Origin of the sequence: Pseudomonas sp. Sample_24, assembly GCF_004307605.1 — a bacterium.
Taxonomy (GTDB): Bacteria; Pseudomonadota; Gammaproteobacteria; order Pseudomonadales; family Pseudomonadaceae; genus Aquipseudomonas.
The window spans coordinates 1-21,818 of sequence record NZ_RCNW01000492.1 but is presented as its reverse complement, the minus strand read 5'-3'; the positions used below and the strand labels follow the sequence as shown (position 1 = coordinate 21,818).

Below are 21,818 nucleotides of genomic sequence, written 5' to 3'. Positions count from 1 at the left end.
GCCGACCCCCGTTATGCCTGACCGGCTATGACGATGGACGGTGCCCGTTCTTTGTGATCGACATAGGGCAGCTTGATCTTGGTGATTGGGAAGTCTTCACCGAATTTCAGATAGGCCTCAAGGTCGTTGAGGTTGGAAATTTCGGAGGCCATCACCACGTATTCTTTCTTGATCTCCTGCGCTCGCGTTTGGCGTCCTGCAGTAAACGAAACCCGGGCGCGCCTAACCTCCTGCTCGCCGAGGATCGCACTGGCCTTGATCGCTGTTTCGGCGTTCGCGGCGGCGAGGATGACGTAATTTCGGAAGCAAGAGAGCACTGTTTCGGCATCCTCCTTGCCATAACTGGCAATGAGCTGCGACCAATCCTGCAGGCTGCCGACCATGCGCAGGCCGTGCTTACGGCCTTTGGTTGCAGCGGGCACAAAGGACTCAAGTTTGCCAAGCGATTGCAGCTCGTCCAGAAACAGCCAGAGGCGTTTCCCGGTCATGGGTTCGTAACTGAGGATCGTTGCGCAGATGGTGTCGATCCACATGGCTACCAGCGGCTGCATGGTCGAACGCATGTCCTCCCGCCAGGTGATATACAGGTTGCCCGCGTCTGGATCTGTCACCCATTTGTGGATGGAAAAGTTGCCCTTGGTCATGAAGCGCAACGGGCGAATGTACTTGTTCATCATGAACTGGATGCTGGCAATCGCCTTTTCGGCGTTGTCGCGGAAGTACCCTTCGGAGTCCGTGTTGGCCAGGAACGCCCGGATGGTGTCGCCGTCTTCCCGTACCAGTAGATTTACCAGCGTGTCCTGGTTCGGGTTGTTGGTTTCCTTGAGCTTGCGCATGGTGTCGGCCAGCACGTCACGCGCATACGCACACCATTGCTCATCGCCTGGATCGACCTGCGGCGGGATGATCGACTTGGCCATGCGGTCAAAGTCGTGGACACCTTTGATCTCATTGAACAGCGTCCAACCGGCTGAACGAGCGTCGAATGGGTTGAGAATCACGTCGCCCTTGAAGCTGAATTTCGAGTAGAACGTCCCGTTTGGATCGACCACGGCCAGCTTGTCACCGCGCTTCAGCGCCGAGGCCATCATGCTTTCCATGGACACGGATTTACCCGCACCGATGGACGCGCAGATCATGGTGTTACGGTCTTCAAGGTGCAGCGGCATCGGTACTTTGCCGATCATGATCGGGTCGAGTTTCGGCATGCCTTTCTTGCGCCGCTGCCGATTGGTTTGGCCGTTTCGAGTGCGTACCTTGCTGTCTACGAAATGCCAGTTGCGAATGCGCGATCCCCGCAAGTGTTGCTGGAAGCGTTCGCCTCGAAAGCCATCGTCGCAATACTCATTGAGGTAGTAGACCAGCGCCCCAGCCGCCGCGACGCTGGCCACCGTGCAACTGGCCATGATGGGGTTCTGCAGTGTCTGGTGGATTGTCTCCCGAAGGGCGTCGGGGAATGGGGTGAATGGCATTTGCGCGAGGTGAGCGCCGCCGAGCCAACCAGCCAACGGCAACCCTATGCCTGCCGTCATTGTCGCGTTTTCAACATCTTGTTTGTGCATCAGTCCTCTCCTGATAGACGTTCTATGTCCTTAGCCAACTCCGGCAGTAGGGTGGCTAACACTTCCTCGTTGCTTACCAATGCGGAAAGTTCGGCCCGCAATTCGTTGAGCTTTCCTTGTGTACTGTTCTGTCGCAGCAGGTAGACCACGATGGCCAGAATGGTTCGATTCGTCGCCTGGGCCTGGTCGAGTGATTCGAGCAAAGCCAAGGTGCGCTGCTGGTCGGCCCATTGGTCTACGCCGCCTTGGTGACTGTCGGTTTTGGACGGCTCAAGCAGGCGATCACGCATGTACGTAGACAGGTGTTTATAGCCTGCCAAAGCAGCCGATTCCTCGACCCTGGCCAGCTGCTGATCGTTCAAACGTATCGGTACTGTCTTCCCCACGGTGCCCCCTTTTGGCGGTTGAAAACCTCCCTGAAACGGGAGTTTTTTGTTTCTGACATCTTGTATAACAAACGTACTACACAAAATGCTAGTAAAATATGGCTTGTATGGTATATCTGTAATACAAACGTATCACGCTGCATTACGCGGCAATTGCGCTGTAGCCCGTAGTTTACGCGGGCCACACCTCCCGCCAGGGTGGTGCGTGTTGTGTATTGAGATTTTGATCCTGTTAAGGATCAAAAATCATGCTCTTAAGAGGGCGTATTCAGTGCCTAGGCCGAAGGCCGTAGCAGGGGGGATACAAAGTAGGTGCAGAATGGGTGCTGTAAGGCTCCATAGTGATTGCAGTTAGGGTTTAGCTTGACTACAGATAGGGGGTGAGTAGGATGCACGTAGATAGCAATAAGGGTGCATAGAGGGTGCAATATGGCAAGGTTAGACCTAGCAGCTGCACTGAAGGCAGTTGAACCGGAAACCAAGGCAGCACAGATACGCCAGGTGATGCCGATTATTGAGCAACAACTGAAGGCTGGAGTGAGACGCCAAGCGATCCTGAATGTGCTCAAAGAGCAGGGGATCGAGATCGGCATGGAGACGCTGAAAAGTTACCTGTATCGGTATCGGAAGGCGCTCAAGGCAGAGGGAAAAAGTGACGCGGTGGATGTACCCAAACAACCAGCGATGGAAGCCCAGCCCCAAGTCCAACTAGAACCAAAACCGGAATCTGTATCGTACGACTCAGACAAGGACAATCAGCAGCAACCCGCGCCAATGGCGCCGAGCGAACTGAGCAAAATCATGAACCCTGGGGACGATGTGAACGCCTCAGAACTGGCCCGCTACGAAAGTGCGGGCCGTAGCAGAAGGAAAAGCACATGAGCAAGATCGCAGTAGTCAATTTCAGCGGCAACACCGGCAAGACGACCGTATCGGATCAACTGCTGACGCCACGGATGAACGCGCCTCGGTTTGCTATCGAGACGATCAACGCGGGTGCATCTGACACCGCTGCCGAGATCGAGCGCATGAAAGGTCGCCAGTTCGGCGAGCTGCAGGAATGGCTGATGGTTGAAACCAATGCCGTGGTCGATGTGGGGGCCTCGAACGTCGAGGACTTTTTCAAGTACATGGGCCAGTTCGCAGGCTCGCATGAGGAATTCGATTACTTCCTGGTGCCCACGGTCGGCGAGAAAAAGCAGCAGGCCGACACCATCAATACGATCAAGACGCTGGCCGCGCTGGGTGTACCGGCCAAGAAAATCTTGATCGTGTTCAACAAGGTTGAGATCGATGACGCTGACGATCTGCCGCACACCTTCGCCGCTCTGTTCGGCTTCCACGAGCTGGAGAAGAAATTCACCCTCAAGCGTGATGCGGTGATTTATTCGAACGAAGTGTTCGAGCGCCTGCGTGCGCTGAAAAAGAACATCGCCGAGGTGGTACAGGACACCACGCCGTACCGTGAAATGTTGCGCGAGGCGAAGACCGAGCAAGACAAGGAACACGCTGTACGGATGATCTCGGTTCAGCGCCTGGCCAAGTCGGCCTGGCAGAACCTCGATGACGTTTACGCGGTGCTGTTCGGCAAAGGGAAGTAACTGCGATGGCCAAGGATCCGACAACCGCCCGCGAAGCGTTGGCGGGCCAGATGCTCGAAGACATTGACGCCCTGGTACGCCGCCTGGAAGAAGTAGACGCCGAACTGCGGGAGAAGGTCGCGAGCGCGATCAAGGATGCAGCGGGCAAGGCCTTGCTGCAGACGCAAATGAACTTCGAATCGATGATGGAAACCCAGCAAGCGGCACTGCTCCAAGCAGGCCGCGAAGCGGCGGCGCGGATTGGTAACGAGCTGAACCGGAGCACAGCTCCGGTGCTGCTCGCTGCCGGTGGCCTGCGTCGTCGGCTGGTGGCCATCGCGCTGACGGCCTTGATAGCGGCAGTGGTGGCCGGTGCGGTTGGCGGTTTCCTCGTCTTCCGATTCGCCCTGGCGATGTGAGGGGGGGCGCCCCCTTTTTTTGGGATTTATCCTGTATCGTACGATACAGGATAAACTTTGCAGATGACCCATGACCTTCCCCCGCTGGTGGACAGGCTGGGGGGAATTCTCGCGTGCGAGAAAAGGAGGACACATGACAGCAACTGCGAGCCAAGAGCTTTACGAGGAAATTGAAGGCGCCTATGCGTACTTCAATGAGGTGCTTTTCGGTGGCCAGCTCCCTGGCTGCTTGTTCACGCTCCAGCGTAAAAGCAACACGTTCGGCTATTACTCCGAGTCGCGTTTCCTTCGCCGGAACGGCGATGGAAAAAGCGATGAGATCGCGCTGAATCCGGCGTACTTTGCACACCGTCGCGTTCAGCAAACGCTTTCGACGTTGGTACATGAGCAAGTCCACCAATGGCAGGCTCATCACGGCAAGCGTTCGCGGAGCGGTTATCACAATGCCGAATGGGCTGACAAAATGGAGTTAGTCGGTTTGATGCCGTCCAATACCGGCGAGCCTGGCGGCAAGCGCCATGGCCAGCAGATGACGCATTACATCATCGAAGGCGGGCCGTTTGATGTTGCCTGCAATGAGTTGATCGAGCAGGGCCGCATGTTGTCCTGGATCGACGTGGTAACTAAGCGCGTGCCGATGTCAGCGGTATTGCTCTACGGGCCTGGCGGCGAACCGGTTCCCGGCATGTCCGAAGATCCGACTATTGATATTCCCGCGTTGACCTCGGCGGGGTTGCTGCAGCCAGATCCAGGCAAAGAAGACCCGAAGAACAAACGCAAGTACACCTGCCCGAGCTGCCACCTCAATTTGTGGGGCAAGCCTGGTCTAAGTGGCCGAATTGAATGCGTCGAATGCAAAGTCCAGTTCGTTGACTCGAAAGAGCTGGTCGAGGTCCCGCCCGAGGCGGTCGCCGAAACCGGCGATTAGTCCACGCCGATCTCCCGGGCGAAGCCCGCACCTTTCAGCCTGCGGATCCAAGGGGGGCACCCCCTTGGTCGCCGAAGGCATTCCGATGCAACAGCTAGCGCACGCAAAATCGCCCAGCGAGCGAGGCCCAACAAAGGCCAGAGCGAGCGGTGCAGTTGTCCACGGGCCGGGCGGCTTCTTACCCGGGCGGTGGGCAACTGCAGGGTGATTTCCTGAGTCGGGCACAGATCCTGATCGCGGCGGTTGCATCGCCCGGGCTGGCCCGGGCCAACAACTTTTTCCCTGTATCGTACGTTACAAACGGCTTGCCGTACTTATCAAACATCAACGAAATTCGATTGACCTTAGCTAGCCTATCCGACAAACTGGCCTCAATCGCGCCCGATCCTCTGGTGCTGGCTTAGTCCGGCATTACGTTCGGGCCTTCTTGTTTCTGGGACATGGAAAAGTGCCGCCTCTGACTCCTCCGAAACCTTTCCGCACCTATTCCGACCTGGTTGGCATCCTGACCGCCCGTGGAATGCAGATCAAAGATATCCAGCGTGCGGAGCGAAAGCTTGCTCAATTGGGGTACTACCGCCTCAGCGGTTACTGGTATCCAGCACGGCAGTTCCAACTGGATGCCCAGCAGCAGCGACAGCACTGCGCGATCACGAAGAAACCTTTACGTCTTGACCTATTCCAGGCAACTACCGACTTTGATGAGTCTGTGGCTCTTTATAATTTCGACAAAAAACTCAGGCTGCTCATGCTGGATGCCATCGAGCGCCTAGAGGTAAACCTCAAAACGTTGGTAGCGCATGAGGTTGGCTACCACGATCCGATGGCTTATACGAACGAAAATTTCATCCTCGCCAAATGGAAAAAAAAGTACCCCCGAGATGGTGAAATGGTTAGCAAGTGGGATGATTGGCGCCGAAAACAACAATCTCACATCAAACGCAGCAAGGAAGACTGCATTCAGTGGCATTTCAATACGGGCAAATCCATTCCGATATGGGTCGCGGTCGAAGCGTGGGACTTTGGAGATCTGTCCCAATTCTTTGAGCTCCTAGCGGGTAAGTACCAGAATCTTATTTTGGGCCGACTGGGGCTTTCGGATGCCAAAATGTTCAGTCGTTGGCTGCAGCACATCAGCTATCTTCGCAATCGATGCGCCCACCACACTCGAATATGGAACCAGGCATCCCCGAACCCATTATCAGCTGTTGCCGACCCATACTTTCAGGCGCTGAACCTCAACCAGCATGCGTTGAAGCGCATGTACGGATTGATCGCGATTATCTGGTTCCTGTTGCAACGGGTCGCGCCTGGATCAACCTGGATTCAGGACGTTGCTGATCTCATCCCTCACAAACCAACAATGCCAGGCTGTACGTATCGTGCAATGGGCTTTCCGAGCGAGGCGGGATTTCCCCGGCAGTTGTTCGACCTTTAGATCATCTACCAAACCGAAATCCTGTCAGCCCCCAATTGCAAGCGGAGCGCGCAGCCCGGCACGGGCGAAGGCGTGAGGATGGAAGCCCGAAGGGCCAAGACCCGGCGCGCTCTTGGCCGGGGCTTGGTTCACGACAGCCGGTGAGGCGAAGCCGAGCACGCCCGGGGTATGCGGTGGCCACCGCTCAACCGTGGCCATAAAAAACCCGCCGAAGCGGGTTTGATGGTTTCAACACCTGCAGCACGTTGAAATCTGACGCCGCTGCAGGGCAGTAGTACCGTAGATTTCAAGCAGACGCAGGGCGTTGCTTGCACTGGAAGCAAGTGCAGGCCATGCCTTCACTTTTGAGCTGAGCGCCTTTCGCGTAAGCCTCGGTATACACCTGGTAGCTGATCCGGTTTTCGGTGTAGATCCGCATGGCCGTACGAGAGTCGTCGTGATAACCGGCAACAGTGATATGCGCAATCGCGTCTTTTCGTTTCATGTTCTCGCCCTAACCAAAGAGGGGAGCGGCTTGCCGCTCCCTGGCTTCGTTACTGGTTTTGACGTGAGGCCAGCAGCGCAGGTGCTGCAGCTTCGACCAGGCGCACGGCGTCTGCATGCGGAGTGGTAAAGAGGTCGGCGAACCGAAAGAAGTTTTCGCCGAGGCGAACATAGATCCGAGTTACTCGCCCGTTGTCGCGCTCGATCATCTTGAACGACTCGCAATCACCAGCACGAACCCAGCCCGCAGGCGGCAGAACATTCAGCGCGTATTCAAACTGTTCACGATCGATCAGAACCGGCGCGGATTTCGCCGCGGCTTCGATCTGCTGCCACGCCTCATCCTTAGTGCAAACGATCATGTCAGGCTGTCCTTCCTTCAACTGATCGAACGTGCGGCCGCTGCGTGTTACCCATTCGCCGCCGTCGAGCTGGACGGCGTAGTCATGCATCCAGCCCGTGCCAGGCTGATAGAAAACGTGGGAGGTTGTAGTGGTAGACATTGGTTCGCTCCTTCGCGATCCCCCGGGGCGGTTGCCGCCGCTTGGCCGGGGGGTTGGGTGAGTGTTTATGCTGCGTGGTGGATGCCGTGGGTGAATCGGCGGAAATCAGCGGTGGTCAGCCAATCCAAACGAGACAGGCCATCTTCAATGGCGTCCTGCGGCGCTTTCGGCTCGACCTGGGCCAGCACTTCGGAATCAACATCCATGCCTTCAGGTTCTACACACAATCCAAGTACGTGAGTCATTTTGAAGCTCCTTCGCAGATTTCCCGGAGCGGTTGCCGCCGCTGGTTCCGGGTGTCGAAGCGGTATTGCTTCGACGGGATTAGTATCTCAAACGGCCTTCGGAGTGTCAACTATTTGTAAAATCATATTGTACAAATAGTTATTGCCTTGCCGTAATTTATAAACTACAATGCTCCTATGAAAACGATCAAACAAACCGCTACTTACATGACGTGGGAACGCAAGCTGAGAGATCAGCGGGCAAAAGCGATCATCGCGGCGCGGGTCTTCCGGGTAGCCAACGGCCTATTGGGCGATGTTGAGCCGGTCGGCCAGGGTGTTAGCGAGTTGCGTATTCACTACGGCCCCGGCTACCGGGTTTATTTTCAGCAGCGTGGTAACGAGCTTGTATTGCTGCTGTGTGGTGGCGACAAAGGCAGCCAGGCCCGCGATATCGAAACCGCCAAACTGCTTGCCAGCCAGTGGAGTGAGGATGAATGAAAGAGCCAATCTATGACTATGATCCAGCGGCTGCGCTGGTCGATCCTGAAACTATCGCCCTGTTCATGGCCGATGCTTTTGAAACCGGTGACGCTGGCCATATCGCTAAAGCCCTCGGCGTAGTCGCTCGCGCCAAAGGCATGACAGAGCTGGCCAAAGAGTCGGGGCTATCCCGCGAACAGCTTTACCGCTCGTTCAGCGACAAGGGCAACCCTACGTTGAAAACCATGCTCGCAGTGATGCGCGCCGTTGGCCTGGATCTGACCACACGGCAACACGTCCACCCCTGATTTCTCGCACGCGAGAAAGGCGGCAACGTCACTCGACGCCGTCGCTCTTTACTTCTTGCCTCCAGGTTGAGCATATGGCGCGGCCATCTGCTTGACCTGCTCGGCTAACTCAGGCGGCAACCAGACCATGACCGGCACCAGTTCTTGCGCCTCGTGTTCCTCTAGGATGTTGCGAACCCGCTTCACGGCGGCATAGACCAACTGCCGCGACACGTCGGCCTGTCTCGCCAGATCTGCAGGGCGCTGGCCATCGACCAACACGGCCTTGGCCATCTCGACAGTACCGACAGCCAACCCGCGAAAGGCAGGGGATACTTTTTCCCATTGATCGGCGGTGTACTTTGGCTGCATTCATATTCTCCATGGGTGAAGCGCCCGGTGATCTACCAGGCGCTTTTAGCTTCTAGTGTGAGTGGGTTGCGTAAGCCTGTCTAACTTCCGGCCCGGCTCCTGCAGCGCTCAGGGTGACGCGCTGGACAATCATTTGATGCGTGAGGGTGGCCAGGCCCACAAACGTCCAATACCGGCCATTGCAACGCGCATAAATGCGCGTGAGGTTCCCGACCTCGAATTTTTCCAGCTTGAACGAAAAGTCTTTGCCGACAGCGGCGAAGTCCAGCACCTGCAGGCGGGTTAGCGCGTACTCATAGCGGGCTTCGCTGATCTCCTGGGGCTGCGTTCCTAGCGCGGCTTCCTGGGCCAGCAAGAACGATTCTTCATCGCCAAGAACAGCGCCGGGATGGCAGATATGCAACTCGGCCAGCATCAGCATTCTGCAGCGGGTTGCCCACTGGTTCGGGCCGATCTCGCGGGCATAATCAATGATCGAAGGTTGGCCCGGTACATAGAAAACTTTGGACATGGCTGTATCTCCCTACCACATGAAACCGGGCGCACTTGGCGCCCGGCTGGTTGGTTATGCGGCCTGCTGAGTGCGCAGAGCCTGTGCCAGAACCCACAGGGCGCGATTCAATTTCACGTCCTGGTCAATGCCATTCACGGCGCGGGTAGTTGTCCGGCGTCCTTGCTTGTTGCGGCCACTCAAGCCGCCCTTGATGGTGTTTTCTTGTACGCGGTTGAAGGTCGTCCAGAGGTCGCTGCTCCTGTCCTCGCTGCGACGTGCGCGCAGCAACTGCGAAGGGGTGACAGGTGCGGGGCCTTCGGATGGGTCGTAACGGTAGGCCAGTGCGGCCATGGCGAAGGCTTCTTGCTCTTCCGGGCGCAGTTGAATCTGTTTCATGCAGTCGCGTTTGTCGTCGATCTGTGTGAACTGGTTGAGCACTTCATAGGCTCCCTCGATCACGTCACCGACAACATCACCACGGCCACTGTGACGCACTTTCTGATCCATAGAGCAATCGCCCAGCACCAGGCCATTGGCACACACGAAACGGAAGCTACCGGCCATCATCTGATAGCTGCTGCTGCCATCATGGCTGTTCAGCAGAATGATTTCGTTCGCCTCTTTGTCCATGATGTTGTTGGCATGGCGCAGACGGATCATGTGTTTGGTGTGCTCGCGCTTGTCGGTGTTGCGCACGCGGGTTTGGCAGGCCATGAACGGCTGGAACCCTTCGGCGCGCAGAGCATCAAGCACCTTTACAGTCGGGATATACAGGTAACGATCGGAGCGGCTGTCGTGTGCTTCCTCGGCAAAGATCGACGGCGCTACGCGGGCGATCTCGTCATTGCTCAGAGGTGCATCGCTGCGGATCATGCAAGGGTTACGGAAGTTGCTGGATAGACGCATTTTTGAATCTCCTTCGCAGAATTCCCGGAGCGGTTGCCGCCGCTGGATCCGGGCAATCGAAGCGGTATTGCTTCGACGGGTTTAGTATCTCAAGCCTCGCTCACCGCGTCAACTATTTGTAAAATATTATTTTACTAAAGATTCCTATTCTCGCGTGCGAGAAATTGCCCTTTCGACTTGACGCCCCGCTCTCCTTGGCTGCTCCGAGGCTGAGTGTTGCGAGCGGTAAACAAACGCTTTTCAGCGCGTTCGCGCAGCGGACGCCGCAAGACCCTTCGCCCTGGAGCGCGCTGCCGGTGGTGGTCTGCTCGTCAGCGTCGGTCGGTCGCGGTAAGCCCGGACTATCCAGAGCTGGGCCGCGTGCAATGGGTCGTGGAATACCGGAGGGAGCCTGCGACCGAGGATATGCCGCGAAAGCCCGTTGCAGGCAAGGCACGGCGGCGGATAGGCCATTGGGGCGTCCGCTACCGAACGATGATGATGAGCCACCTAGTGAGTGCGGATTGGGTTTCGCGTTGAAATTCCGTTATAAATCTCAAGGGAGGGCTCGTCGAGAGACTGGGGTTGGTCAGGCCAGGCGGCACGGCGCAATCGCGCCCTCGCATGTATCTGCAACCACACAATTTCGTTGGTTGCTTCAACCTGACGTCTATGGATAGATATGACCGACAAAGCGTCTACCTCAGTAACTTCTGGAAGCATTACCCTCAGCCACGTCGAACTCTGTCAGTTTCGACGTCTCACCAGAGTCAAGCTCGACGTCGACGAAAAAACCACGATTCTTGTTGGAGCCAACAACAGTGGGAAGACATCAATCCTAACCGCGCTTCGCCAGTTCCTCTCTGATGCGCCGACGTTTGGGGCATTCGATATCAGCCTATCGCAGTGGCCTGCTCTGAGAGCCCTAGGGAAACTCTGGGAAGGCTTGGCCGAGGATCCTGCAACAGCTGATTCGTCCGTCGACGACTGGGACGCTCAGCTCGTGACGCTACGATCTTCAATGCCAACGTTGGACCTCTGGCTCAATGCCGAGGAAGGGATGTATCACTTCGTCGCACCCTTCCTTTCGAAATTCAACTGGACAGGTGGTGCGGTCGGCGTTCGCCTTCGGTTGGAGCCGGCCTCGTCTGTTGACGAACTGCAGCGACTTGCGTGGCGCTATCGTGAGGCCCGAGCTCCTGTGAAGGATTTGGACAAAGCCTCGCACGCCTGGCCCATCGATCTTCTGGACTTCTGGCTCCGGTACCCCGGTGACCTTGGTCGCGTTCAGGTTTACAAGCTGGACGCGGAGAACAACCCCATCGAGAAGGGTAAGGTGTACAAGGCTCAGGTTTTGGCATCCAACGCGACACCTGTTGACCGAACCCACCTTTCCCGGCTTGTTCGAGTGGACTTCGTACCGGCGCAGCGTGGGTTAGGCACTGAAGAGGCGGACACGCGTTCCGGATCCGGTCCGCATCGTGTGGGCCTCTTCTCCAATCAGTTGTTGAAGTTTGCGCGACAGCATCTGAACATCGCTGCCACTGGTCATGGGCATCGTGCTGATCTAGTCGAAGCGGTCGCGAACGCTCAGGCCGACCTCGACCAGAAGATTCGAGATGCTCTAGCTCCGTCGGTTGAGGACGTCAAGATTCTGGGATATCCCGGTCTCCATGACCCGCACGAAATTCACTTCCGCACGCGCATTCAAACCGCGGATCTCCTCGACCACGGTACGGCAGTTCAGTACCGCATGAGCAAGGACTCTGTGGATGATCTGCTGCCGGAATACTCAATCGGCCTTGGTTATCAAAACCTTCAGTCCTTGAGTTATCAGTTGGTGTCGTTTAAGGCGGCGCGGCTGAATCCTACAAAGGGCTCGCCTGCGCCAGTCCATATTGTGATGATTGAAGAGCCCGAGGCGCACCTACATGTCCAGGTCCAGCGCATCTTTTCGGATAAGGCGCACAAACTAATCAGTCCGACGGCAACAGAACCTGGCTCGTTGAAGAGTCAATTACTCATCAGTACGCACTCTAGTCACCTGGCGCATGCGCAAAGCTTTGCTCACCTGCGATACCTGCGGCGCGTTGCCAAGTCAAAAACTGTGGCGATGCCCAGCACGGAAATTGTGAATATGGGTGACGTTTTTGGTGACGATGACGATACGCGGATCTTCGCCGAGAGATACTTCCGTGTGCAGCACACGGATCTTCTGTTCGCAGATGCGGCAGTTTTCGTTGAGGGGACGGCGGAGCGTATGCTGGTTCCTCTATTCATCGAACGACAGTTCGGAGCGCTGAGCAGTCGGTACGTGTCGCTCCTTGATATCGGCGGTAGCCACGCTCATCGGCTTCGCCCGCTGGTGGAGCGTCTGAGAATTCCAACGGTGATCATTACTGATATTGACCCCGTGGAAGAGTCTTCAGATGCTAACGGCAAAATCACTCTTACTGCTGTCGCCAATGAAGGGCAAGCAGGACTGAAGTGTGGGAACGCGACGCTTAGGACATGGCACCCTAAGTGCACTGAGCTCGATGATTTCAAGGAACCCAAAGAGTCCCATTTAGTCTGGAGTGAGGTGGCTGACTGCAAGGTCAGATTCACATGGCAGTTACCTGTGAAAGAGGCTGATAACTGTTGGCCGAGTTCCTTCGAAGACTCCCTGATCCTTTCAAACATTTCATGGTTCAAGGAGTTGGGTAAGGAGAAGTTCAGCCCAGACGGGGTGAAGATAAAGAAGCCTACTGGAGCACTTGGCAAGGTCGTGACGACAGTGACCGGCGCCGAATCCAATGCCGATTTGGCGAAAAAGCTCCACACGCTGATGCATGGAAAGTTCAGCAAAGGAGACTTTTCTGCAACGATTTTCGAGAAAATTGCTTCGGGTGAGATCATTACTTGCCCGCAATATATCGCTGACGCACTTGAATGGCTCCAAGAGCAGCTCAATCTTGAATCGGAGGTTTACCTGTGAGCGTCGGGTTGATTCGCAATGGTAATGAGCGCGATGCTGGTGTCGTCGAGGAAATCTGTGGCTATCTTACGGAAAAGCCAGGTCGCAGCTTCTTTCTGTTTGCAGGCGCGGGATCCGGGAAGACTAGAACGTTAGTTGAGGTTCTACGTCGGCTCACGGGTGTGGTTCCCCATGACTCTGGAGGTGAACTCGCGAGAAACCTTCGGCTGCTTGGTCGTTCTATTCGAGTGATCACGTTTACCAAGAATGCTGTCTCCGTAATCAACGGACGCCTGGGTAATAACGACCTTGTTAATGTCTCGACCATTCACTCCTTCTGCTGGGAGTTGATTGGTGGGTTTGACGACGACATTAGAGAGGCCCTTATCGCAGTCAAGACGAAGCAATTGGAACGGGATAGACTCGAAGCCTCCCAGAAGGCAAGAGGTATCAGCGCCACTGATGAAACCAACTTCGCAGAGATTGAGCAGGACATCGAAGAGTTTCGTACTACTGAGAAGTTCATCTACCACCCGGACCGGAACAGGTATGGTTCTGGGGCAATTCAACATAGACACGTTCTGGATGCCACGTCTTGGCTGCTGGCGAACAGGCCAACTCTCCGAACCATATTAAGAGACCGTCATCCGATAGTCCTCATCGACGAGTCGCAGGACACAATGAAGGGTGTCCTAGATGCGTTGATGGAGGTTGCCACTCCACAGGGTAACGGACTCACTTTGGGCCTGTTGGGTGACCATCGGCAACGAATCTACACGGATGGCCATTTGGACCTGCCTGGACTGGTGCCAGAAGGGTGGGGGCGTCCCGAGCTGCAGATGAACCATCGCAGCCAACAGCGAATCGTTGCGCTGATAAACAAGATTTGGGAGGCGGAGCATGAGGGTCGTACGCAGCAACCCACTGGTGTCAAACAGCATCCACGTACGGAAAAAACTGGCGGAGTTGTACGAGTGTTTGTGGGGGATGCGAAGCTCAGCTCTGATGAGAAAGTAAAGAAGGAAGAACTGTGCGCCGAGCTCATGGCTGACGCCACTTCATCTACCGTCTGGAGAACGCGGGGACATCAAATCCTTGCGCTTGAGCACAAGCTTGTCGCCACTCGCGGGGGGTTTCTTCAAGCTTACCGAGCCATGGATCTCCTAGACCCTAACGCTGCGGCGCCACAGGGAAGCGGTGAGAATAAAGGCCCAACCGTAGCGCGGCTGTTGTTAGAGGAATTGATGGAACTAGCTGCTTGCGTCGAAGCTGACGGATGCATCAACGAGTTTGCGGCTACGGAGGTTCTGAGACGGAATGGCAGCCTGAATTCTTTGCCCGAGGATGGTGCGACTAGACAATTGCGCATGATGGAAATGCTCCAAGCTATAGCGGGCTTTGCGACGGTCATCTCCAATCCCAGTGCCACGGTGAGGGAGATTTTGGAGTCAGTGTTGGGAGCGCGACTCTTCGAAGTAGATACTCGTTTAGTAGCAGCGTTCAGTGACAATTCGCCCGCGCCTGCTGCGCCTCCTCCGCGCACAAAGGAACCGTCGGAGGCTCGAGTGCGACGCGGCTGGTGTGCTCTATTTGCTGCCCCTTGGGAGGAGCTAGCGCGCTACCGAAACTACTTAGCTGGAAAGACAGACCTCGCCACGCATCAGGTCGTAAAGGGTTCCGAGTTTCCTCACGTGATGGTGGTGATGGATGACAGTGAAGCAGGTGGCTTCCAAATATCTTACGACAAGTTGTTTGGTGCGAAGGATCTCAGCAAAAATGACGTGAGCAACGTCGATGCGAAGAAGGAGACAACCATTGACCGAAGCTTGCGGCTCTTGTACGTCACCTGCAGCCGGGCGCGCGAAAGCTTGGCGCTAGTGCTCTGGTCGGAAAACCCAGAGGCTGCGCTGGAGAGCATCAGAAAGAGTAAGTGGTTCATCGAGGAGGAGGTGTTGCCTGTGCCGTGAAGGGAAAAATAGACTACCGCACCGTGAGCGCTGACGGCTGGAGTCGGCGCCTACACTAAAATGCGCAGACAAGGAGACTACCCGTAGGTACCGGGCAAGGAGGAATACATGAGTCTGGATCCAGTGCCGACCGAACTGTTACATGATCGACTGAATGGCGCGATTGAATTGATCAAGAAGACGCTGCACCTGTATCAGGGCCTGGAGAAATACGTGATCTATGGTAATGCCATGGGCTATGTCGGTGCCCTGCGCTTTGCTGGACTGATTGACGAGGCCGGCTATAACCAGCTGTACGAAGACTTGCTGAACGTGCTGTATCAGCAGTGAGCTGCGGTCCAATCGGGAAATCGACGAGGCAGGATTGCTATCAAAAGCGGGCAGCACTCAAATGTTTATCGGAGTGTATGCATCTGGCGGCATGAGCCTTTTCGAAGAAATCTGTGATTCCCGGCCTGGTGAGTCGATGACTCGGGCCCTAGCTTGGGGTGTTGAACGCGCTCGTCGCAACCGAGGCGACACAGCACAAAGGCAAATAAGAGTAAAAAATCCCACAAAGTTAGGATGCCTTGCAGTGCCCTGCTCCCAAGCTTAATAGCCTCATTCTTCGTCGAAGTAGTCGCTATCCAGTTTCGGCAACTTGAGCAGTCGCGACGTTACTCCAACTTCGTGATCCATCATCAGGTTAACAAGCCGATTGCCATCAACCAGCACCATACCCTCCACTGAACGAGCAAAGTCGATACCTTGGGCAGTGAAGCCAGAGGTGGTAATAAATACACCGCGCTTGGCCTTTTGCCCGGCAAGTGCGCCGTAGAAGGCTTGCAACTCAGGGCGGCCAACCGTGCCTTGCCAGCGCTTGGCTTGGACGTAGACCTTTTCCAGTCCGAGCTTGTCAAGCGAGATCACCCCATCGATTCCGCCATCTCCGCTACCACCTACGCGCTGCAAGTCATTGCGGCTAGCGCCGTAGCCAAGGCTATGCAGTACGTCCAGCACTATGACCTCGAAGCGATTAGGGCTGACTTGCAGAAGGTTGTCCAGTAGATCGGCTGCAGTTGCTTGGCGTAGCTCACGCAACGCCTGCTCCAGCCGATCATCTGGGCTGACAGTGGCTGAGCTTGCTATCGGAGCAATCTGCTCTTGTCCGTCGAGCGGGATGGCGTCGGTTGGACCCTTGAGCTTTACATCCATAAAGCCGATGGCAAGCTGTTCCACCTTATTTTCAGTGAGGGGGTAAGGATGCTGTGCAGCATAGGTGATGCCTGCATCGGTTAGTTTCCAATAGCCTCGCTTTGCGCTCGTAGATAGGCCCGCGCGCTTGAGGCGGTCATGGGCCCAGCCTGCACGGTTCTTGTATATGGCCTGGCCGCTCGCAATCAGCTCCTGCCGTTGTGTTTCCGACAGGTTTAGCGCTTCGGCAGCTGCTTCATGGGCGTCACGAGCTGCCGCGCCTACGGGTGAAGCTGCTAAGTAGCGCAGTATCGGCTCAATGAACTGGTCGTAAGTAGGGACGGACATTGCAACTCCAAGCGCAAGGTAGACGGCGTGCGCGAATAGTAAAGGTTGCGCATTGTTTTGTATTTGGTGAATCGGCCTTGGCTTCCTGAGCGTGGTCAGAGACCGTTTGAGATCGACTGCCATCGGTGACGACAAGCCGAAACAGCCGATTCTGTTGAAAAAATCGGCCCTGGTTTCCACGTCAGAAAAGTACGCGCCCGAGATTGAAATCCATACCGGAGAGCTCGGGTACTCCAATCAATAGAAACTACGGCTATCTTCCGCTGGGGTAGACAGCCGAGTTGATACCATTTGAGTTATCTATAGCAATTTGTCTGCCAGCTGCTTGAAGACATCCCGCCCCAGGTCATCTCGTTCAACGGCAAACAAAAAGAGACAGAGGCTGTTGCTAGACTTTTCCCACTGATGCCCAACCTGTTGTTTCTCTTTGGAGTCGTCGTTCGTCTTGTAGGGCTCCCCCTTATACTCCACAACTAGGATGCGACCATCTTCCAACTCTGCTACAAAGTCTGGGTAGAAGTAGTCAGATGCGGTCGGCAACCAGAATGAGCAGCTTTCCTGGCGCTCAATGTTGCGAACCCAGTGCTTCACCTTGGGATGAGCATCAATTGCCATTGCACATCTGAACTCCTCTGCGGTGTTGCCAGCAGGAGTTTTTTCCCGTAGGTCATGAATAACGGGGTAGAAGTGTTTGCTAAATTCGTAGCTCCCTTGATACATGTTCCGGGCTGGATACCTTCCAGCGTCGAACGAGAAGCTGTACTGCGCCACTTCTTCCAGCGTCGGTACGGACATCTCAAAGAGTCGTCCTTGGAATCCTTTCTCCATAGCCTGCTTACGCAGACGCTCTATTTCCCCCTTGATGGCGTCGGCCAGCTGGAATCTGGCACGAACCAGTGCGGTCAGGCTAAGGCCGATATCACTCATGAGGTAGGAAAGCATCTTTGTCAGGTAGGCCAGTACCTGTGGCTGAGGCAGGAAGGGTTTGCGCACCTGTATGTCCAGCCAGCGCACTAGGTCTTGCGGGCTGATATGGCTCGCAACCTCGTTCAGCTTTAGTTGCTGGGCGTCAATATGCCGAAACTTGACCTTCTCCCCCTGCACATCAATCTCGAAGGAATTCACTGTTTCGTGGATGCTAAAGCCAGCAAGCTGCACGGGGTAGTCCAGCAGGTTCCAGTCTCCTAGCTCCGCAAGTGTGTCCTTTTCCACAATTTCAAGGTAACCATCCAGCTTTAGACACAGCTGGGGGATTGGTGAGAACAAGATGCCTAACTGTGCTGGGGCTCGTAGGGCATTTCGAACGGCCCGGTGATCAGAAAATTGCTGGGCTACCTTCTCTTTGGCTTTTGGGGGGAGGGACGCGGTGATGAACGTTTCTGCCTGTTTCAGCACCTCGTTGTCCACGTTGCCTTTGAGTACCACTGTTGCGCCTTGCGAAGTAGGGCGAATTTCAACCTGGGCTTTCAAGTCTTCCGGCCAATTATGAGTTTCAGGTACTGCTGGCAACTCGACATGACAATCCGGTATTGAGGGAGTTGTGTTCTGGCCGATACTCTGCGCTGTACCACCTGATCCGCCAGCCAAGGGAAGGGATTGCTGAGGCACAATAATGCCAGCGGTATCCAAACGCTCAAAACCCATGTTCTGAACTAAGCGATCCCGTAGATTGCTGGCGGCCTCTGCAAAGTTTGTTGCCACAATGTGGGCGTAGGCTTTGTTGAGGGGAGCTTGGCTGCGATCCGTTGCATATGGCATGCGGAGTACACGTCCCAGCAGTTGCTCTACATCTTTGGAGGAACTCACCGATTGCAGGCTGGAGAGTACATAGGCGAAGGAGCAGTCCCAGCCTTCTTTCAAAGCCTCGATAGTAATGATGTATCGAACCTTGCAGTCCGGGTCGAACAGGTCGACTCCATTTAGTTCTTTTTGGGTTCCCGTAGCAATTGCAATTTGTTCGGGAGAGATATTTTCCTGCTCGATGAGATGCTGCTTCACAACGTCGACTGTTGCCTCACCACCTTTGGGCATTGCTTGGATAAGCACGATTGGGCGGACGTAGTCGTCTTCCTTTAGAGCGATGAGTTCAAGACTGTCACGCGTCAGGATTGAGTCCCGTAGACACTCTCGCCATCCTTCTGGATGCTCGGCCAGAACAATTGGTAACTTAATCATCTGCTCAGCACGTAGCTCTTGGGCGGACACATGATAGAGCACGTTGTTGCCTGGAACTGGGGTTGCAGTCATTTCTATTACACAGCTCGGGTGCAACCGGCCTAGCGTTTTGAAGAAACGGTCGGTGCGATTGTTGTGGGCTTCATCCACAATGACCAGTGGGCGGTGCAAGTGTAGCCAGTTGGCAACGGACCACTTAACTCTGCCAATATCCTTGGAGGTCAGGAACTTCTGGCTTTGCAGATCGCCCTCAGTCACCTTTTCCAGGTTGGATGTCAGTGAGGCAGGTAGGTCACGGAAGTGTTCACCCAGCTCTTCAAAAAATGAGTAGACGTTTCGAGTGCTGGTATCACTGACGTTGAGCGCCTGTATGGTAGCCACTACGACGATGCAAGCTTTACCTATGTCGTGTGGGCCGACTGTCTGTAGGCTTTCGAGATCGCAAATGCGGATGCGGTCACCGAAATAGTGGGCCAGGGCTTGCCGGTATGGATGGCGGGCATTGGAGAGAGCTTCAAGCGTCTGAGTTCGGATGGTATCCGAAGGGGTGAGCCACAGTGCAACAGGGGCATCGCTATCCAAAACTGACTTGCCGGCCAGTGCTACGGCGTGAGCGGCCAGTAGGGTTTTACCGCCACCTGTTGGAACGCGTAAGCAGACACTAGGAATGTCCGAAAAAATCTCTTGGTAAGCTTCAGTGCGCTGTTGTCGTTGCAGTACATCCTTGTAGGCATCTTGGATAGAAACCTTGCGAGCTCTATCAAAAAAATCGCCCAGAGCGTCCAAGGCGTCATTTTGGTACTTTTTCAGTTTGAACATGGTCGGCTCTTAGCGCATTTTCACGTCGTAGGGGATTTGCTTGAAGGTGATGTCTTCGGCATTCATGCGGGCTGAGCCTAGGCGGGTAGTTTCTCCATACACCACCATGGGGCCTGGGTTGGGTTGTAGCTCTCTCAACATGGCAACGACTGCACTTGTTAGGACATTACCGCTTGCAGGGCGCCGGTCACCGAGGATGCCGTTGTAGAGGAGGAAGTAGCTGGTTCCGTTCTGTTCGCCCATGAATGGGGAATTGAAATCCTGCTGGCCGGGGGTTCCTATTTCAAGATGCCAGATGTATGCCGCCAAAGTGGCAAAACGCACAGAACTGGTGAGCTGGCCTTGCTCATCGAAGGCAGCTTCACCGAGAGTATATAAAGAAAAGCCACCACCACCGCTCCAGTTGGCAGCGTGACTGATGCCACCTGATTCACCTTCGATGACTTTTTCGAGGCGTGGCACGCAGTGTGTTCGGGCATGCTCTCCCATTTCGATGCCGATGTAGCGTCGACCTGTCTTGTGAGCAACTGCGGCAGAAGTGCCAGATCCCAGAAATGAATCTAATATTAGGTCGCCTGGATTAGTAGCGATCCGGAATATTAAGTGAATTAGTTCTTCTGGTTTAGGTGTAGAGAATGGCTCTATTTCAGGAAGAAGTTTACGCAGATGGTCACGCTTTGCAGACTGGTTGGACCCCGCATCTTCGGCAGGCCACCAAGTTCGAGGGACAACCCCATCCTGAACATCGGTCAAATAACGCTTGATAATCGGCAGGCGGTCTCCATCCTTCCCAAAGTAGACGCGGCTTTCAGCGAGAGCTTGCTTCAAATTTTCCTGTGAGAATCGCCAGTAATTGCCTGAGGGAGGCGTCACTACGCGCCCGGATGGCAGGGTTATTGGATATCTCTGCGCGGCACTCCCGCTTTTGGCAGTTCCATTGTCTCCCTGTAACCATGGACCTCTTGGATCTTTGTCTGGGTTTTTATACCTGGCGTTCTGCTCCGGCGTTCTGTCGAGCAGATTTCTGGTTTTGCTCCACACGTCCCGCTGGCGTGCAAATAAAATGACATGGTCGTGAGCGCTGGAAATATCTGTATCGTTCCGGCGACCCTTATCTTTTTCCCAAGCGAAAGTCGCAACGAAGTTTTTCCTACCGAATACTTCGTCCATGAGAACCTTGAGGTAATGCGCTTCGTTGTCGTCAATGGTTACCCAGATGCTACCGTCTTCGGCGAGCAGCTCGCGTAGGAGTACAAGGCGGGGGTACATCATCGATAACCACTGACTGTGCTCTAGGTTGTCGTCGTAGTGCTCGAAAGCGCTTTTGGTGTTGTATGGTGGGTCGATGAAGATGCACTTCACCTGACCGGCGTAAAATGGAATCAGCGATTTTAGGGCTAAGAGATTGTCACCTTGGATGATGAAATTCTCGCTGGCGGCCTGAGTATCGCCGTAGGTTTTTTCACGCTGCAGTAGGTGATAGGGCACCTCAAGCGGGATTTCTTTGGCTTGGTTTTTATTAACCCAATCTATAAATGGCATTTTGCATTGGCCTTGCTGACGCAAAAAAGGAGCATTGTATCCGCCGCCCGCATGATTTAAATACCGATGTCTGTTTCCATGGTGAGCGTCTGTCCAACTCGCCTTGCGTAAGTCAGGAGGAATCCGCGACCTTCGCTTGTCACCACAGACCTGCTTGCAATGTCCGTGATCTATCTGCCCCTGAAGCGTGGGATAGTCATCGGGAAAGGGTCGACAACGCCCCGGGGGGCTCGTGTCCACCCGGACCGAGTAGGCGGATTCACATCTGTCGTCCTCTCACAAGATTTTGGCAAAGCAGAGCAGGGCAGACTGATTCAGACCGTAAAAATCACACAGTGAGGGAATAAAGGAATTGATATCGCCGGTGAATTGAGACAGCCTGCTTTGACTGCGTTAGGTGGGGTACGCCGGGAGTGGCTTAGGGCTACGGCGAATTAGTCATCATCAAACACAGCGATACCTACGTCAGTGCCTACGGACATAACCCGCAGGCTGTTGGTTCAGGAGGGGCAGCAGGTCAAGGTCGGACAGACAATTGCCGAAATGGATCCACGGGTACAAACCGGGTGAAACTGCACTTTGAGATTTACCGCCAGGGTAAACCTGTAGATCCGCTGCAATTCCTGCCGCGTCGTTGATCGCTATTCAGCCTGTTCCGTCACGTAGAGGGGACGGGCTCTAGCGTTGCCATGGATAGGGCGGCGCTGAGCTTGGGGTCGAACTCACCAAAGGACAATAAAAATGGCTCTCAGTAAAGAAGTGCCGGAGTTTGACATCGACGATGAGGTTCTCCTG

21 protein-coding genes and 2 pseudogenes are annotated in these 21,818 nt (G+C 55.0%); 12 read left to right on the top strand and 11 right to left on the bottom strand.

The window, feature by feature from the left end:
• Positions 1-11 precede the first annotated feature (11 nt).
• Positions 12-1,562: a type IV secretion system DNA-binding domain-containing protein gene (locus D8V06_RS28790; RefSeq protein WP_016715832.1), complete on the bottom strand. Its 1,551-nt coding sequence runs from the start codon at positions 1,560-1,562 to the stop codon at positions 12-14.
• Positions 1,562-1,924: a hypothetical protein gene (locus D8V06_RS28785; protein WP_233428456.1), complete on the bottom strand. Its 363-nt coding sequence runs from the start codon at positions 1,922-1,924 to the stop codon at positions 1,562-1,564. Before D8V06_RS28785 ends, D8V06_RS28790 begins: the two co-directional genes overlap by 1 nt.
• A 453-nt stretch (positions 1,925-2,377) precedes the next feature.
• Here D8V06_RS28785 and D8V06_RS28780 point away from each other — a divergent pair, with 453 nt between their 5' ends.
• The 5 genes from D8V06_RS28780 (at position 2,378) to D8V06_RS28760 (ending at position 6,313) form a co-directional block, all read left to right on the top strand.
• Positions 2,378-2,830 carry a TraD protein gene (locus D8V06_RS28780; RefSeq protein ID WP_130932300.1) on the top strand — a complete coding sequence of 151 codons (453 nt, stop codon included), beginning with the start codon at positions 2,378-2,380 and terminating at the stop codon, positions 2,828-2,830.
• On the top strand, positions 2,827-3,549 hold the full coding sequence (stbB, locus tag D8V06_RS28775) for a StbB family protein (RefSeq protein ID WP_016715835.1): 723 nt from the start codon (positions 2,827-2,829) through the stop codon (positions 3,547-3,549). Before D8V06_RS28780 ends, stbB begins: the two co-directional genes overlap by 4 nt.
• Positions 3,550-3,554: 5 nt before the next feature.
• A complete protein-coding gene (locus tag D8V06_RS28770) occupies positions 3,555-3,947 on the top strand; it encodes a hypothetical protein (protein WP_130932299.1) in 393 nt (130 codons plus the stop codon).
• Positions 3,948-4,017: 70 nt separating this feature from the next.
• On the top strand, positions 4,018-4,875 hold the full coding sequence (locus tag D8V06_RS28765) for a SprT-like domain-containing protein (RefSeq protein ID WP_241667877.1): 858 nt from the start codon (positions 4,018-4,020) through the stop codon (positions 4,873-4,875).
• A gap of 448 nt (positions 4,876-5,323) precedes the next feature.
• Positions 5,324-6,313 carry an Abi family protein gene (locus tag D8V06_RS28760; RefSeq protein ID WP_241667876.1) on the top strand — a complete coding sequence of 330 codons (990 nt, stop codon included), beginning with the start codon at positions 5,324-5,326 and terminating at the stop codon, positions 6,311-6,313.
• A 286-nt stretch (positions 6,314-6,599) separates the two neighbouring features.
• Here the strand turns inward: D8V06_RS28760 and D8V06_RS28755 are convergent, their stop codons facing one another.
• From D8V06_RS28755 to D8V06_RS28745, 3 genes are all read right to left on the bottom strand, one after another.
• Positions 6,600-6,797: a hypothetical protein gene (locus D8V06_RS28755; protein ID WP_016715852.1), complete on the bottom strand. Its 198-nt coding sequence runs from the start codon at positions 6,795-6,797 to the stop codon at positions 6,600-6,602.
• A 49-nt stretch (positions 6,798-6,846) separates the two neighbouring features.
• Complete coding sequence (locus D8V06_RS28750) at positions 6,847-7,299, bottom strand: hypothetical protein (RefSeq protein WP_130932298.1); 453 nt, start codon at positions 7,297-7,299, stop codon at positions 6,847-6,849.
• A gap of 65 nt (positions 7,300-7,364) precedes the next feature.
• On the bottom strand, positions 7,365-7,544 hold the full coding sequence (locus D8V06_RS28745) for a hypothetical protein (RefSeq protein WP_130932297.1): 180 nt from the start codon (positions 7,542-7,544) through the stop codon (positions 7,365-7,367).
• Between the two features lie 177 nt (positions 7,545-7,721).
• On the opposite strand from D8V06_RS28745, the gene D8V06_RS28740 reads away from it, so the two are divergent.
• Together D8V06_RS28740 and D8V06_RS28735 are read left to right on the top strand one after the other, a co-directional pair.
• On the top strand, positions 7,722-8,024 hold the full coding sequence (locus tag D8V06_RS28740) for a type II toxin-antitoxin system RelE/ParE family toxin (protein WP_016715863.1): 303 nt from the start codon (positions 7,722-7,724) through the stop codon (positions 8,022-8,024).
• On the top strand, positions 8,021-8,314 hold the full coding sequence (locus D8V06_RS28735; protein WP_016715864.1) for an addiction module antidote protein: 294 nt from the start codon (positions 8,021-8,023) through the stop codon (positions 8,312-8,314). Before D8V06_RS28740 ends, D8V06_RS28735 begins: the two co-directional genes overlap by 4 nt.
• A 48-nt stretch (positions 8,315-8,362) precedes the next feature.
• Here D8V06_RS28735 and D8V06_RS28730 read toward each other — a convergent pair whose 3' ends face one another.
• From D8V06_RS28730 to D8V06_RS28720, 3 genes are read right to left on the bottom strand one after another with little or no spacing between them, the layout of a single operon-like run.
• Positions 8,363-8,665, bottom strand: a complete 303-nt coding sequence (locus D8V06_RS28730; RefSeq protein WP_016715865.1) for a TrfB-related DNA-binding protein — start codon at positions 8,663-8,665, stop codon at positions 8,363-8,365.
• A 52-nt stretch (positions 8,666-8,717) separates the two neighbouring features.
• Positions 8,718-9,176 (bottom strand): hypothetical protein, encoded by a 459-nt coding sequence (locus D8V06_RS28725; RefSeq protein ID WP_130932296.1) that lies wholly within the window; start codon positions 9,174-9,176, stop codon positions 8,718-8,720.
• A gap of 54 nt (positions 9,177-9,230) precedes the next feature.
• On the bottom strand, positions 9,231-10,064 hold the full coding sequence (locus D8V06_RS28720) for a DUF932 domain-containing protein (protein WP_130932295.1): 834 nt from the start codon (positions 10,062-10,064) through the stop codon (positions 9,231-9,233).
• Positions 10,065-10,725: 661 nt separating this feature from the next.
• On the opposite strand from D8V06_RS28720, the gene D8V06_RS28715 reads away from it, so the two are divergent.
• The 4 genes and pseudogenes from D8V06_RS28715 to D8V06_RS30985 all read left to right on the top strand — a co-directional run.
• Complete coding sequence (locus D8V06_RS28715) at positions 10,726-13,020, top strand: AAA family ATPase (protein WP_130906404.1); 2,295 nt, start codon at positions 10,726-10,728, stop codon at positions 13,018-13,020.
• The gene (locus D8V06_RS28710) at positions 13,017-14,966 is read left to right on the top strand and encodes a UvrD-helicase domain-containing protein (RefSeq protein WP_130906403.1); all 1,950 of its coding nucleotides are present in this window, start codon (positions 13,017-13,019) and stop codon (positions 14,964-14,966) included. The genes D8V06_RS28715 and D8V06_RS28710 overlap by 4 nt, the downstream gene beginning before the upstream one ends.
• A 108-nt stretch (positions 14,967-15,074) precedes the next feature.
• Positions 15,075-15,296 (top strand): hypothetical protein, encoded by a 222-nt coding sequence (locus tag D8V06_RS28705; protein WP_130906402.1) that lies wholly within the window; start codon positions 15,075-15,077, stop codon positions 15,294-15,296.
• A 37-nt stretch (positions 15,297-15,333) separates the two neighbouring features.
• A pseudogene (locus D8V06_RS30985) lies at positions 15,334-15,561 on the top strand (hypothetical protein); the annotation flags it as partial.
• Positions 15,562-15,566: 5 nt separating this feature from the next.
• Here the strand turns inward: D8V06_RS30985 and D8V06_RS28695 are convergent.
• From D8V06_RS28695 to D8V06_RS28685, 3 genes are all read right to left on the bottom strand, one after another.
• On the bottom strand, positions 15,567-16,487 hold the full coding sequence (locus D8V06_RS28695; protein WP_130906400.1) for a restriction endonuclease: 921 nt from the start codon (positions 16,485-16,487) through the stop codon (positions 15,567-15,569).
• Positions 16,488-16,787: 300 nt separating this feature from the next.
• Positions 16,788-19,481 (bottom strand): DEAD/DEAH box helicase family protein, encoded by a 2,694-nt coding sequence (locus D8V06_RS28690; RefSeq protein ID WP_130906399.1) that lies wholly within the window; start codon positions 19,479-19,481, stop codon positions 16,788-16,790.
• A gap of 9 nt (positions 19,482-19,490) precedes the next feature.
• Entirely contained in the window at positions 19,491-21,023 is a 1,533-nt protein-coding gene (locus D8V06_RS28685; RefSeq protein ID WP_130906398.1) for a site-specific DNA-methyltransferase, read from the bottom strand.
• A gap of 342 nt (positions 21,024-21,365) precedes the next feature.
• Here D8V06_RS28685 and D8V06_RS28680 point away from each other — a divergent pair.
• Positions 21,366-21,661 (top strand): annotated as a pseudogene (locus D8V06_RS28680) (peptidoglycan DD-metalloendopeptidase family protein); the annotation flags it as partial.
• Between the last annotated feature and the right edge of the window lie 157 nt (positions 21,662-21,818).

Bases quoted from the DNA above. Each gene is read 5' to 3' on its own strand.
- D8V06_RS28705 (WP_130906402.1), top strand. From the start codon at position 15,075: ATGAGTCTGGATCCAGTGCCGACCGAACTGTTACATGATCGACTGAAT.
- D8V06_RS28725 (WP_130932296.1), bottom strand. From the start codon at position 9,176: ATGTCCAAAGTTTTCTATGTACCGGGCCAACCTTCGATCATTGATTAT.
- D8V06_RS28790 (WP_016715832.1), bottom strand. From the start codon at position 1,562: ATGCACAAACAAGATGTTGAAAACGCGACAATGACGGCAGGCATAGGG.
- D8V06_RS28715 (WP_130906404.1), top strand. From the start codon at position 10,726: ATGACCGACAAAGCGTCTACCTCAGTAACTTCTGGAAGCATTACCCTC.
- D8V06_RS28740 (WP_016715863.1), top strand. From the start codon at position 7,722: ATGAAAACGATCAAACAAACCGCTACTTACATGACGTGGGAACGCAAG.
- D8V06_RS28765 (WP_241667877.1), top strand. From the start codon at position 4,018: ATGACCTTCCCCCGCTGGTGGACAGGCTGGGGGGAATTCTCGCGTGCG.
- D8V06_RS28755 (WP_016715852.1), bottom strand. From the start codon at position 6,797: ATGAAACGAAAAGACGCGATTGCGCATATCACTGTTGCCGGTTATCAC.
- D8V06_RS28690 (WP_130906399.1), bottom strand. From the start codon at position 19,481: ATGTTCAAACTGAAAAAGTACCAAAATGACGCCTTGGACGCTCTGGGC.
- D8V06_RS28695 (WP_130906400.1), bottom strand. From the start codon at position 16,487: ATGTCCGTCCCTACTTACGACCAGTTCATTGAGCCGATACTGCGCTAC.
- D8V06_RS28730 (WP_016715865.1), bottom strand. From the start codon at position 8,665: ATGCAGCCAAAGTACACCGCCGATCAATGGGAAAAAGTATCCCCTGCC.
- D8V06_RS28720 (WP_130932295.1), bottom strand. From the start codon at position 10,064: ATGCGTCTATCCAGCAACTTCCGTAACCCTTGCATGATCCGCAGCGAT.
- D8V06_RS28770 (WP_130932299.1), top strand. From the start codon at position 3,555: ATGGCCAAGGATCCGACAACCGCCCGCGAAGCGTTGGCGGGCCAGATG.
- D8V06_RS28780 (WP_130932300.1), top strand. From the start codon at position 2,378: ATGGCAAGGTTAGACCTAGCAGCTGCACTGAAGGCAGTTGAACCGGAA.
- D8V06_RS28685 (WP_130906398.1), bottom strand. From the start codon at position 21,023: ATGCCATTTATAGATTGGGTTAATAAAAACCAAGCCAAAGAAATCCCG.
- D8V06_RS28735 (WP_016715864.1), top strand. From the start codon at position 8,021: ATGAAAGAGCCAATCTATGACTATGATCCAGCGGCTGCGCTGGTCGAT.
- D8V06_RS28745 (WP_130932297.1), bottom strand. From the start codon at position 7,544: ATGACTCACGTACTTGGATTGTGTGTAGAACCTGAAGGCATGGATGTT.
- stbB (WP_016715835.1), top strand. From the start codon at position 2,827: ATGAGCAAGATCGCAGTAGTCAATTTCAGCGGCAACACCGGCAAGACG.
- D8V06_RS28750 (WP_130932298.1), bottom strand. From the start codon at position 7,299: ATGTCTACCACTACAACCTCCCACGTTTTCTATCAGCCTGGCACGGGC.